This window comes from Paraburkholderia fungorum, assembly GCF_902833645.1.
Lineage (GTDB): Bacteria > Pseudomonadota > Gammaproteobacteria > Burkholderiales > Burkholderiaceae > Paraburkholderia > Paraburkholderia fungorum.
The window spans coordinates 313,938-326,760 of record NZ_CADFGE010000005.1; the positions used below are offsets into that span (position 1 = coordinate 313,938).

At 65.3% G+C, this 12,823-nt stretch carries 7 protein-coding genes; 5 read left to right on the forward strand and 2 right to left on the reverse strand.

The genetic code is table 11. The features are described 5' to 3' along the window. Positions 1 to 32 precede the first annotated feature (32 nt). On the reverse strand, positions 33 to 1,250 hold the full coding sequence (dapC, locus tag HWX91_RS18530) for a succinyldiaminopimelate transaminase (RefSeq protein ID WP_028199382.1): 1,218 nt from the start codon (positions 1,248 to 1,250) through the stop codon (positions 33 to 35). A gap of 442 nt (positions 1,251 to 1,692) precedes the next feature. Between dapC and HWX91_RS18535 the strand changes: the two genes are divergently transcribed. The 5 genes from HWX91_RS18535 (at position 1,693) to def (ending at position 10,479) form a co-directional block, all read left to right on the forward strand. Continuing rightward, positions 1,693 to 2,679: a DMT family transporter gene (locus HWX91_RS18535; protein ID WP_028199381.1), complete on the forward strand. Its 987-nt coding sequence runs from the start codon at positions 1,693 to 1,695 to the stop codon at positions 2,677 to 2,679. Positions 2,680 to 2,828: 149 nt separating this feature from the next. After that, positions 2,829 to 6,347, forward strand: coding sequence for a chromosome segregation protein SMC (gene smc, locus HWX91_RS18540; RefSeq protein WP_028199380.1), 3,519 nt, complete (start codon positions 2,829 to 2,831; stop codon positions 6,345 to 6,347). A gap of 117 nt (positions 6,348 to 6,464) precedes the next feature. Beyond that, positions 6,465 to 7,718, forward strand: a complete 1,254-nt coding sequence (locus HWX91_RS18545; protein WP_028199379.1) for a cell division protein ZipA C-terminal FtsZ-binding domain-containing protein — start codon at positions 6,465 to 6,467, stop codon at positions 7,716 to 7,718. Positions 7,719 to 7,882: 164 nt separating this feature from the next. Continuing rightward, the gene (ligA, locus tag HWX91_RS18550) at positions 7,883 to 9,949 is read left to right on the forward strand and encodes an NAD-dependent DNA ligase LigA (protein ID WP_028199378.1); all 2,067 of its coding nucleotides are present in this window, start codon (positions 7,883 to 7,885) and stop codon (positions 9,947 to 9,949) included. Continuing rightward, positions 9,946 to 10,479, forward strand: a complete 534-nt coding sequence (def, locus tag HWX91_RS18555; RefSeq protein ID WP_028199377.1) for a peptide deformylase — start codon at positions 9,946 to 9,948, stop codon at positions 10,477 to 10,479. Before ligA ends, def begins: the two co-directional genes overlap by 4 nt. Positions 10,480 to 10,635: 156 nt before the next feature. Here the strand turns inward: def and HWX91_RS18560 are convergent, their stop codons facing one another. After that, entirely contained in the window at positions 10,636 to 12,822 is a 2,187-nt protein-coding gene (locus tag HWX91_RS18560) for a pseudouridine synthase (RefSeq protein WP_062859112.1), read from the reverse strand. Position 12,823 lies beyond the last annotated feature (1 nt).

Consider the following 12,823-nt stretch of genomic DNA (forward strand, 5'->3'; position numbering starts at 1 on the left):
GGTTGCCGAATATGAAAAACTCAGTGAAAAATTCAGCCCGCGAGCGCGCGGCAAAAATCGACGATCCGTTGTGCGCCTTGCGTGCATTCGTCGACATCGGCGACGAGCGCGAGGCGCACGAAATTGCGGCCGGGGTTCACGCCGTGCGCGGTGCGCGCGAGGAATGAGCCCGGCAGAACCGTCACATTATAGTCGGCGTAGAGGCGCTGGGCGAACCCGGTGTCCGACAGGCCCGTGCGCGAGACGTCCGCCCACAGGTAGAACGCGGCGTCCGGCAGACGTACGTCGAGCACCTCGGCGAGCATCGGCGTCACGGTGGAAAACTTCTGCAGGTACTTCGCGCGGTTCTCGCGCACGTGCGTTTCGTCATTCCAGGCCGCGATGCTGGCATTCTGGAACACGGTCGACAAGGCCGCGCCGTGGTATGTCCGGTATAGCAGGAAGTCTTTCAGGAGCGCCGCGTCGCCCGCCACGAAGCCCGAGCGCATGCCCGGTACGTTCGAGCGCTTGGACAGGCTCGAGAGCATCACGAGGCGCTCGAAGCCGCGGCCGAGCTGGTGGGCCGCCTGTAGGCCGCCGAGCGGCGGATTGGCTTCGTCGAAGTAGATTTCCGAGTAGCACTCGTCGGACGCGATCACGAAGCCGTAGCGGTCCGACAGCGCGAACAGTTCGCGCCAGTCGTCGAGCGTGAGCACGGCACCCGTGGGATTGCCCGGCGAGCACACGTACAGCAGCTGCGTGCGCGCCCAGATGTCGGCCGGCACCGCCGCATAGTCGCAGGCAAAGTTGCGCGCCGGGTCGCTATTCACGAAGTACGGCTGCGCGCCGGCGAGAATCGCCGCGCCTTCATAGATTTGGTAGAACGGGTTCGGACAGAGTACGATCGCAGGCTCACCGTCGGCACCGCGACTCGGGTCGATGACCGTTTGTGCGAGCGCAAACAGCGCCTCGCGCGAACCGGACACCGGCAGCACCTGAGTGGCCGGATCGACCGGCGGCAGGTTGTAGCGCTGCGTCGCCCATTTGGCGATCGACTCGCGCAGGGCCGGCGAACCGATGGTAGCCGGATACGCCGACAAACCGCCGAGCGAGGCAATCACCGCGTCGCGAATCAGCGCGGGCGTGGGATGTTTCGGTTCGCCGATGCCGAAGCTGATGTGCGCGAGGCCGGCCGGCGGCGTGACTTCACTGAAAAGCGCGCGCAGCTTTTCGAACGGGTAGGGCTGAAGGGAGTCGAGTAGCGGGTTCACTGGGCGGATCGAGCCTGATCGAGGATGGTCGCAGACGGATGCTGGGAGAGGCTGGCCACGCGCGCTGACCGCAAATTGCGTGAGTGACGCGAAAAAGGGCGGCAGCGGTGGCGAGTGGAGGATTATAGCGTGGCGCGCCGCCCTTCGCGGGCTGCAGGGTGCCGCGGCGCAGGCAGGTCGCGCAACCGGTGTACAGGGTGTTGAAAAGCGGTAAAACCCGCCAGGCAGCGCAGGCATGCGACGCAGCGGGAACGACGCGAACCGCGGACGGTTCGCGAAAAAAGAAAGCAGGAGCAGCAATGGTCGTAGCAGCAATGGGGACACTCAGACGAAGCGGGCGCAACGCCGCCGCCTTCGGCAGACTCCGCAAAACCGGCAAAATGGCCCGGTACGGCTTACGCAGCAAGCCCTACAGCCCCGACAGCCATGAGGGGCACGCATCATGAACAACTGGCTCCGTAATGGCTGGCCCACGCTCGCGATCATGCTCGGCGCCTCGGTGTGGGGGATGATCTGGTACCCGCTGCGCATGCTCAATGCGCTCGGCGTAACCGGCACGGCGGCGAGCGCGCTCACAAGCGGCGCCGGTTGCCTGTTCGTTCTGCTGGTCCGCTATCGCGCGCTCAGGACCGTGCGCTGGCACTGGCTGCTGCCGGCTCTCGCGCTGGCCGCGGGCGTGACCAATCTCGGCTTCGTGTGGGGCTCGATCCACGGCGAGGTCATGCGCGTTTTGCTGCTGTTCTATCTCACCCCTGCGTGGACCGCGCTCTTTGCCCACTTCATCCTGCACGAACGCCTGACCTGGGCGGGCGCCGGCCTCGCCGCGCTGTCGCTGGCCGGCGCGATGACCATGCTGTGGTCGCCGCAACTGGGCATTCCGGTGCCCGGCAATCTCGCCGAATGGGCAGGTTTGGCCGGCGGTATGGGCTTCGCGATGAGCAACGTGCTGATCCTCAAGACGAGCCGCGTGCTGCCTGAGATGAAGCCGGAAATGCGCACCGCGACGATCTTCGGCGGCGCGGCGCTTTTCAGCGCCTGCGCGTCGCTGTTCGAGGCGATGCCCGCGCCGCCCACCGGAGCGCATCTCGGCACGGCCGCGCTGTTGGTGCTCGGCCTCGGTTTCCTGCTCGCGTCGAACAATATGCTCGTCCAATACGGACTTTCCCGGGTGCCGGCCAACCGGGCCTCGATCATCATGCTGTTCGAGATCGTGGTGACGGCCCTGTCCGCTTGGATATTCGCCGGCGAGACGCCAGGTCCGCGCGAATGGGCCGGTGGCGCGTGCATCGTGCTGGCCTCGGCGCTCTCGAGTTGGGTGCACCGGAGCAAGGCATTGCCGCCCGATCCGGCCAATCAGGACGCGGGTCTCGACAGCAACGGCAGCGCAGACCGTAAGGACGGTAAGAACCGCTCCCGCGCGATGGTATGATTGTCCCTCATTAGCCGGCGCACGCTTCACCGCGTGCGTCTGGTGCCCGTATCGCGGAGTTTCGCGAGCCGTTTCGCAGCATCGGCGAACGGCTGACGCAGCCTTCACGAGCCACCTTTTATTTTCCCTTTTCAAACAGCGAAATCGCCGTGCGTCTGACCTCGATCAAACTCGCTGGCTTCAAGTCATTCGTCGATCCCACGCATTTCCAGGTTCCGGGCCAGCTAGTCGGCGTGGTCGGGCCGAATGGGTGCGGCAAGTCCAATATCATCGACGCCGTGCGCTGGGTGCTCGGCGAATCGCGCGCTTCCGAGCTGCGCGGCGAGTCGATGCAGGACGTGATCTTCAATGGCTCGACCGCGCGCAAGCCCGGCAGCCGCGCCAGCGTCGAACTCGTGTTCGACAACGCCGACGGCCGTGCCGCCGGGCAGTGGGGCCAGTATGCCGAAATCGCCGTGAAGCGCGTGCTCACGCGCGACGGCACTTCGAGCTACTACATCAACAACCTGCCGGCGCGCCGCCGCGACATTCAGGACATCTTCCTCGGTACCGGTCTCGGGCCGCGTGCGTACGCGATCATCGGGCAGGGCATGATCGCTCGCCTGATCGAGGCGAAGCCGGAAGAGTTGCGGGTGTTCCTCGAAGAAGCCGCGGGCGTCTCGAAGTACAAGGAACGCCGCCGCGAAACCGAGAACCGCCTGCACGACACGCGCGAGAATCTGACGCGAGTCGAAGACATCGTCCGCGAACTGGGGGCGAACCTCGAGAAGCTGGAAGCACAGGCGATTGTCGCGACCAAATACAAGGATTTGCAGGCCGACGGCGAAGAGAAGCAGCGTCTGTTGTGGCTGTTGCGCAAGAACGAAGCGGGCAGTGAGCAGGAACGCCAGCAACGCGCGATCGAACAGGCGCAGATCGACCTCGAGGCGCAAACCGCGAAGCTGCGCGAAGTCGAAGCGCAACTCGAAACGCTGCGTGTCGCGCATTACTCCGCCAGCGACGCGATGCAGGGCGCGCAAGGGGCGTTGTACGAAGCGAATGCCGAAGTCAGCCGCCTTGAAGCCGAGATCAAGTTCATCGTCGAATCGCGTAACCGCGTGCAGGCGCAAATCGCGGCGTTGACCGCCCAGCGTGAGCAGTGGCAGTCGCAAGCCCAGAAGGCCCAGGACGATCTCGAAGACGCTGAAGAACAACTGGCCGTCGCCGAAGAAAAGGCCGCGCTGGCCGAAGACGAGGCCGCCGCCAAGCACGATGCGATGCCGGCGCTCGAAGCGCGCTGGCGCGACGCGCAGACCGAACTGAACGCCGAGCGCGGCGGTATCGCGCAGACGGAACAGGCGCTGAAGCTCGAAGCCGCGCATCAGCGCAATGCGGATCAGCAATTGCAGCAGTTGCAGCAGCGTCACGAGCGGCTGAAGTCGGAAGCGGGCGGCCTCGACGCGCCCGACGAAGCGCAGCTCGAAGATCTGCGTATGCAACTCGCCGAGCACGAAGAAATCCTGCATGACGCGCAGACCCGCCTCGCCGACGCGCAGGAAACGCTGCCGCGCCTCGACGGCGAACGGCGCGCCGCCCAGGAGCGCGTGCAGTCGGAAAGCGCCCAGATTCATCAGCTCGACGCACGCCTTGCCGCGCTCAAGCAACTGCAGGAAAACGTCCAGACCGAAGGCAAGATCCAGCCGTGGCTTGAAAAGCACGAGCTGAGCGGCCTGCCGCGTCTGTGGAAGAAGCTGCACGTCGAGGCGGGCTGGGAAGCCGCGCTCGAAGCCGTGCTGCGCGAGCGGCTCGCCGCGCTGGAAGTGTCGAACCTCGACTGGGTCAAGGCGTTCGCCACCGACGCGCCGCCGGCCAAGCTCGCGTTCTACGCGCCGCCCGCAGCCGGTCAGCCGGTTGCTACGCCGCCGGGTTTGCGGCCGCTGCTGTCGCTGGTTCGTATCGACGATGCAGGCATTCGCGCCGTGCTGAACGACTGGCTCGGCCTCGCTTTCGTCGCCGACGATCTGCAACAGGCGCTCGCCATGCGCGCGCAATTGCCGGAAGGCGGTTCGTTCGTCGTGAAGGCCGGCCACGTGGTGACGCGGGTCGGCGTCCAGTTATATGCCGCCGATTCCGAGCAGGCCGGCATGCTGGCCCGTCAGCAGGAAATCGAAAACCTGGCGCGTCAGGTCCGCGCGCAAGCCTTGCTCGCCGATGAGGCGAAGGCTGCCGCGATCCGCGCTGAAGCTGCGCACACGCAAGCCGCGCAAGCGTTGACCGACGTGCGTCAGCAGTCGGAGCGTGCGACGCAGCGCGTGCATGCGTTGCAGATGGACGTGCTCAAGCTCGCGCAAGCGCATGAGCGCTACACGCAACGCAGCACGCAAATTCGCGAAGAACTCGAAGAAATCACCGCGCAGATCGAAGAGCAGCGTGCGCTGCGTGGCGAATCGGAAGCGAACTTCGAGCGTCACGACGCCGAACTCGCCGAATTGCAGGCGCGTTTCGAAGACCATCAACTGGCTTTCGAAGCACTCGACGAAACGCTGACCGCCGCGCGTGCCCAGGCCCGCGACCTCGATCGGGCCGCTACCGACGCGCGTTTCGCCGCGCGCAACATGGCGAACCGCATCGACGAATTGAAACGCAGCATCCAGGTCTCGCACGAGCAGAGTGAACGCGTCGCCGCGTCGCTGGAAGATGCGCGCGCCGAGCTGGAAACGATCAACGAGCAAACCGCGCATACCGGCTTGCAGGACGCGCTCGACATCCGCGCGGTCAAGGAAGAGGCGCTGCATGCCGCGCGTCTCGAACTGGACGATCTGACGGCCAAGCTGCGTGCCGCCGACGAAACGCGGCTCACCGCCGAGCGCGCGCTGCAACCGCTGCGCGACCGCATCAACGAATTGCAATTGAAGGAACAGGCCGCGCGCCTGAACGGCGAGCAGTTCATCGAGCAACTGGCCGCGGCCGGCGTCGACGAAGCCGAGTTGCAGGCCAAGCTCACGCCGGACATGAAGCCGTCCTACCTGCAAGGCGAAGTCACGCGCATCAACAACGCGATTACCGCGCTTGGGCCGGTCAACATGGCCGCGCTTGATGAGCTGAAGGCGGCGACCGAGCGCAAGACGTTCCTCGATTCGCAATCGGCCGACCTGAACAACGCAATCGAAACGCTGGAAGACGCGATCCGCAAGATCGACGGCGAAACGCGCACGCTGCTGCAAGGCACCTTCGACGAAGTGAACCGTCATTTCGGCGAACTGTTCCCGCGTCTCTTTGGCGGTGGCCAGGCCAGGTTGATCATGACCGGCGACGAGATTCTCGACGCCGGCGTGCAGGTGATGGCGCAACCGCCGGGCAAGAAGAATTCGACGATTCATCTGCTGTCGGGCGGCGAGAAGGCCTTGACCGCCACCGCGCTGGTGTTCGCGATGTTCCAGTTGAATCCCGCGCCTTTCTGTCTGCTCGACGAAGTGGACGCGCCGCTCGACGACGCCAACACGGAACGTTTCGCGAACCTCGTGCGCGCGATGTCGGACAAGACGCAGTTCCTGTTCATTTCGCACAACAAGATCGCGATGGAAATGGCGCAGCAACTGATCGGCGTGACCATGCAGGAGCAGGGTGTATCGCGCATCGTTGCGGTCGACATGGAAACGGCGGCTGGTTTCGCCCAGAATATCGTTTGAGTTTTCGGTTAGGTTGATCATCGCGGGTGCCCGCGTTCAGCGCAGCGGCCGGTGGCCGCGCGACACGTGGAGCGGGCGCATAGCCGCGCAGACAGAAGAATTGCTGATGGAGCATGCATGGACGAGTTGACACTCGGTTTGATCGGCGCGGGTGCCGTGGTGGTCGGGGGCGTGGTCGTGTACAACGCATGGCAAGGCGCGAAGGTGCGTCGCAAGATGCCGCGTCCGATGCCGGCCGATACCGCCGAAAGTTTCGCGCGGGACGATCAGGAAGAGCAGAGCCCGTTTATCGAACCGGCCCGGCCGACCACGCGGCGCGAGCCGGTAGTGGGCGCGGACCCGGTAGCGGACACCGCGGCAGCGCGCGTCGAGCCGACGTTTGGCGCTACGGCCGCGCCGCTCGATACGCCGGCCGATATTCAGGCGGAGACAACCACGCCGAACGGCTTTCCGGAAGCGGAAGGCATCGCGCAAGCCGAAAGTGGCCACGCGGCGAATGCCGACGAACCGGTCGAGCCGATCCTGCCCGGTGCCACGACGATTTCGTCCGCGCCGCCGGCTATCGTCGATCGCCGCATCGACTGCATCGTGCCGATTCGTCTGAACGGCCCGGTGGCCGGCGACAAGGTGATTCCGCTCGCGCAACGTCTACGCCGCGCCGGCAGCAAGCCTGTGCATATCGAAGGCAAGCTCGAAGGCGGCACATGGGAATTGCTGCAAAACGGTGCACGCTACGAGGAGCTGCGCGCGGCCGCGCAATTGGCCAATCGGAGTGGCGCACTCAACGAACTGGAATTCTCGGAATTCGTGACTGGCGTGCAGCAGTTTGCCGACGCGCTCGATGCGGCGCCGGAATTTCCCGACATGCTCGAAACGGTCGCCATGGCGCGTGAGCTCGACGGTTTCGCCGCGCAGTGCGATGCACAATTGTCGATCAACGTACTCTCCGACGGCGCGCCGTGGTCGGCCAACTATGTGCAGGCGGTCGCGTCGCAAGATGGTTTGCTGCTCTCGCGTGACGGCACGCGCTTCGTCAAGCTCGACGCGAAGCAGAGCCCGGTGTTCATGCTGCAATTCGGCGACACCAATTTCCTGCGCGACGACCTGACCTATAAGGGCGGCCAGATGATCACGCTGGTGCTCGACGTGCCGGTCGCGGACGAAGACATTCTGCCGTTCCGCCTGATGTGCGACTACGCGAAATCGTTGGCTGAGCGAATCGGTGGCCGGGTGGTCGACGACGGGCGCCGTCCGCTGCCGGAAACCGCGTTGCTGGCGATCGAAAAGCAGTTGATGACGCTTTACGCGAAGCTTGAACAGGCGGGTATCCCGGCAGGTTCGCCGGCCACCCGGCGTTTGTTCAGCCAGTAACGCGTCTCGCAGCAAGCCAGTTTTACATGCAGTTTCAACGGCCGCACGATGTGCGGCCGTTGGCATTTAGGGCTAGTCCAAAACTGGCCATTCGGCCGATGTAAAGGGGCACGCTTCCTGCGATAATCCAATGTCTGAATTCCTTTGAAGAAGCTTCCGACAGCATGGTCCGAACCCCCGCCTCAAACCCTGCAACCAGCGCTCCCGCGGAGCGGGCCGCGTGGCTGCGCGCGGAACTTGAACGCGCCAATTACGCGTACTACGTGCTCGACCAGCCGGACCTGCCGGACGCGGAATACGACAGGCTTTTCAAGGAACTGGAGCAGATCGAGGCCGAGCATCCGGACCTGATCGTGCCGGATTCGCCCACCCAGCGCGTAGGTGGCGAGGCGTCAAGCGGCTTCGAGCCGGTTGTGCACGATCAACCCATGCTTTCGCTCAACAACGGTTTCGCAGACGAAGACATCATCGCGTTCGACAAGCGCGTCGGCGACGCGCTCGGCAAGAATGCGAGCGAACCGCCGGTGCCGGTGGATTACGCGGCCGAGCTGAAGTTCGACGGCCTGGCCGTGTCGCTGCGGTACGTCGACGGCGTGTTCGTTCAGGCGTCCACGCGCGGCGATGGCACGACCGGCGAGAACGTTACCCAGAACATCCGCACGATCCGCTCTATTCCGCTCAAGCTCAAAGGCAAGCGCATCCCGCACGTGCTCGACGTGCGTGGCGAAGTACTCATGTTCAAGCGCGATTTCGAACGTCTGAACGAGCGCCAGCGGGCTGCGCAGCAAAAGGAGTTCGCCAATCCGCGTAACGCTGCCGCCGGCAGCTTGCGGCAGCTCGATTCGAAGATCACGGCGCAGCGGCCGCTGTCGTTTTTCGCGTATGGAATCGGTGTGCTCGAAGGGTTCGAGATGCCGGCCACCCATAGCGAACTGCTCGATTGGTACAAGGAGCTCGGCTTGCCGGTGAATGGCGAGCGGGCGGTGGTGCAAGGCGCCGCAGGTTTGCTGAAGTTCTTCCACTCGGTGGGCGAGAAGCGCGACGCGCTGCCTTACGATATCGACGGCGTCGTGTACAAGGTCAACCGGCGCGATGAACAGGACGTGCTCGGCTTCGTGTCGCGGGCGCCCCGTTTCGCCTTGGCTCACAAATTTCCTGCCCAGGAAGCGCTGACCACACTCCTCGCGATCGACGTGCAGGTCGGCCGTACCGGCGCGATTACGCCGGTTGCGCGGCTGGAACCGGTGTTTGTCGGCGGCGCGACGGTAACGAACGCCACCTTGCACAATGAAGATGAAGTGCGCCGCAAGGATATTCGCATCGGCGACACGGTCATCGTGCGGCGGGCCGGCGACGTGATTCCCGAGGTGGTGGGTGCGCTGCTCGACCGCCGCCCGGACGACGCCCGCGAGTTTGTCATGCCCACCCATTGCCCGGTGTGCGGTTCGAGCATCGAACGGCTGCCGGACGAGACGATTGCGCGCTGCACGGGCGGCTTGTTCTGTCCGGCGCAGCGCAAACAGGCCTTGTGGCATTTTGCGCAGCGGCGCGCGCTGGATATCGACGGGCTCGGTGAAAAGATCATCGATCAACTCGTCGAGCAGAATCTGGTGCGGACGCCGGCCGATCTGTTCAACCTTGGCTTTGCGACGCTTGCCGAGCTTGACCGCTTCGCCGAAAAGTCCGCGCAGAATCTGCTCGACTCGCTTGAGAAAGCCAAGCACACCACGCTGGCGCGCTTTATTTACGCACTCGGTATCCGCCATGTGGGCGAATCGACGGCGAAAGATCTGGCCAAACATTTCGGTTCGCTGACGCCGATCATGGATGCCTCGGTCGAAGAATTGCTCGAGGTGAACGACGTGGGCCCTGTGGTGGCCGAGTCGATTCATCGGTTCTTTGCCGAAGAACACAACCGCACGGTGATCGAGCAACTCCGCGCGCCGGGCAAGGTCACATGGCCGGAAGGACCGCCCGCACCCAAGGCGCCGCAAGGCGTGCTGGCCGGCAAGACGGTTGTATTGACCGGTACCTTGCCCACGCTCGCTCGCGAAGAGGCGAAAGAAATGCTCGAAGCGGCCGGCGCGAAAGTGGCCGGCTCGGTGTCGAAGAAAACGGACTACGTGGTGGCGGGGGCCGAAGCGGGCAGCAAATTGGCGAAAGCCGAGGAACTCGGTATCCCGGTACTCGACGAAGATGGTATGCGCAAGCTCCTGGAGGGGCAGTTATGATCCGCGAAATTCTCAAGATGGGCGATCCGCGCCTTTTGCAAATTGCCGATCCGGTCGATCACTTCGACACCCCCGAGTTGCATGAGCTCATCAAGGACATGTTCGAGACCATGCACGACGCGAACGGCGCGGGGCTCGCCGCGCCGCAGATCGGCGTGAATCTGCAGGTGGTGATCTTCGGCTTCGGGCATAACGAACGCTATCCGGATGCGCCGCCGGTGCCTGAGACGGTGCTGATCAACCCGACCATTACGCCGGTTTCGCTCGACATGGAAGAGGGCTGGGAGGGCTGTCTGTCCGTACCGGGTTTGCGGGGCGCGGTGAGCCGGTTTTCGATGATCAAGTACCACGGCTTCGACCAGTACGGCAAACCGATCGATCGCGTCGCCGAAGGTTTTCATGCGCGCGTCGTGCAACATGAATGCGACCACCTGATCGGCAAGCTGTACCCGATGCGGATCAACGATTTCGCGAAGTTCGGCTTCACTGAGGTCCTGTTTCCGGATATGGACCCGAATAGCGACGACTGACCTGTGTCATGACTCGCAACCGCCCGCAATGACCGCCTGGCTGCGGGTCTTGCTGGAAACAAAAAACCCACGCCGCGGCGTGGGTTTTTTGTTGGGCAAACGGCACGGCGCGGGCACCGTGGTCCTTTTGCTGTTTTGAGCGTCAAGCTTCCGGCATCAGAACGACTCGTCCGCCGACAGATAGCGCCATTGGCCCGGCGGGAGTGCGCCCAGCATCACCCGGCCCATCCGCACGCGCTTCAGGCCGATCACTTCGAGGCCGACCAGTTCGCACATCCGGCGGATCTGGCGCTTCTTGCCTTCGCGCAACACGAAACGCAGTTGCTCGCCGTTTTGCCAACTGACCTGTGCGGGCTTCAGCGGCACGTCGTCGAGCGAGAGGCCGTGACGCAATAGCGCGAGGCTTTCCGGTGGGAAATGGCTTTCGACGTCGGTGGTGTGCTCGCCGAACGACACGCGCACCAGATATTCCTTGTCGATTTCCGAATGGCCGCCGATCAGTTGCTTGGCGATGCGGCCGTCCTGCGTCAGCACCAGCAGGCCCGTCGAATCGATGTCCAGACGTCCGGCCGGCGCGAGTTGGCGCAGATGCGCGACCGAGAAGCGGATGTCGGAGCGGTCGCCTTCCCAGCGGTTTTCCGGCGTCACCAAGGTGATCGCCGGCTGATAGCCGTCTTCCGCCTGGCCCGAGACGAAGCCCACGGTCTTATGGATCAGGACCGTTACCTGGCTTGCTTGCGCCGCTTCGGCGGCAGGGTCGATCTCGATGCGCTGGTCCGGACGAACCTTGGTGCCGAGCGTATCGACCCGCTCGCCGTCGACCAGCACCCAGCCTTTTTCGATCCACTCGTCGGCTTCGCGGCGCGAGCACATACCGAGTTCCGACATCAGCTTGGACAGGCGCAGGGTGCCCGGTGCGTCTTCGTAATCGCGACGCGGGATGCGCGGGGCGTCGTCGCTGTCGCGTTCGGCTCTGGCGGCAGGCGCCGGGCCGCGCGGCTTGTCGGCGCGCGCGGGGCGGCTGTCGTCGCCAAAGCGGCGGCCGGCGGCCGGCAGTGCCTTGTCGAAGTTGCGAGCCGGACGTTCGCCCCGGTCGCTACGTTCGCTGCGGTCGCTGGCACGTGCCGGACGATCGCCGAATTCCCGCCTGGCCGGTGCGCGTTCGCCGCGGTCGTCGCGCGGTGCGCGCGCCGGGCGGTCCGTGCGGTCACCGTAGCCGCTTTTGACGGGCTTCGCGAAAGTGCGCTCGCCACGCCCTGACGAACCCCGCTCGCCCTCAAAACGGCGCGGTGCGCTATCGCTGCGCGGCCCGCGTTCGCCGCCACGGCGTTCCTGCGGGGCGCCACGGTCGCTGCCGAAACGGGGGCGATCCGAGGCGTCGCGCGCCGGACGCTCGCCACGTGGGCCGCCTTCTGAGGACCGGCCTGCGCCCGGACGCGGGCCACTGAACGAGCGGCGCTCGCCGTCGTCACGGCGCGGGGCGCGGCTACCTTCGAAACTGCGGGGTGCGCGTTCGCTCCGATCCGAGCTTCCTTCGAACCGCCGGGGTGCGCCCGTGCTGCGTTCACTGCGGTCTGCACCGCCTTCAAATCGACGCGAGGCGCCCTGGCTGCGTTCGCCGTCAGCGCGACGCGGGGCACGTTCGCTGCGATCGGCGCCACCTTCGAACCGACGTGGCGCACGTTCACTGTCGTCCCGACGGGGACCACGGTCGCCGCCGCCTTCAAACCGGCGCGGTGCGCCCTGGCTGCGTTCACCGTCAGCGCGACGGGGAGCGCGTTCGCTACGCTCGCCGCCACCTTCGAACTTACGGGGTGCACGAGCACCGTCGTCCCGGCGCGGAGCACGCTCACTGCCGCCTTCGAATCGGCGCGGCGCGCCTTGGCTGCGTTCACCATCAGCGCGACGCGGAGCACGTTCGCTACGATCGCCACCACCTTCAAAGCGACGCGGCGCACGTTCGCCATCGTCCCGACGCGGCGCGCGATCACCGCCGCCCTCGAAGCGGCGCGGCGCACCGCCGGTCCCTTCGCGTCGCGGCGGCCGATCCGACGGTGCCCGGCGCGCAGCGCCGGCGCCACCCGCATCCCGCTCGCGGGAAAACGATCCTTCAGGCCGTGGCGCACGCGCGCCAGCGCCTGCCGGCTTGCCAGCGCTGGCGGGCCGCTTGCCGCCTGCTGCGCCGGCGCCTTCACCCCGTGCTCCGTTGAACCCGGCCGTCGGTGTAGACGGCCGTGGTCCGCTCGGACGCGTCGGCTTACGCGCCGACGTGCTTCCGGTACGGACAGGGGCGCGTTCGGACGAAGCCGGCCGCGGGTGCTTGGCTGTTAATTTGACTCGCATG

What these genes read in the sequence shown, in the direction of transcription:
- ligA (WP_028199378.1), top strand. Translation starts at nt 7,883, where the DNA reads ATGGTCCGAACCCCCGCCTCAAACCCTGCAACCAGCGCTCCCGCGGAG.
- HWX91_RS18535 (WP_028199381.1), top strand. Translation starts at nt 1,693, where the DNA reads ATGAACAACTGGCTCCGTAATGGCTGGCCCACGCTCGCGATCATGCTC.
- HWX91_RS18560 (WP_062859112.1), bottom strand. Translation starts at nt 12,822, where the DNA reads ATGCGAGTCAAATTAACAGCCAAGCACCCGCGGCCGGCTTCGTCCGAA.
- def (WP_028199377.1), top strand. Translation starts at nt 9,946, where the DNA reads ATGATCCGCGAAATTCTCAAGATGGGCGATCCGCGCCTTTTGCAAATT.
- HWX91_RS18545 (WP_028199379.1), top strand. Translation starts at nt 6,465, where the DNA reads ATGGACGAGTTGACACTCGGTTTGATCGGCGCGGGTGCCGTGGTGGTC.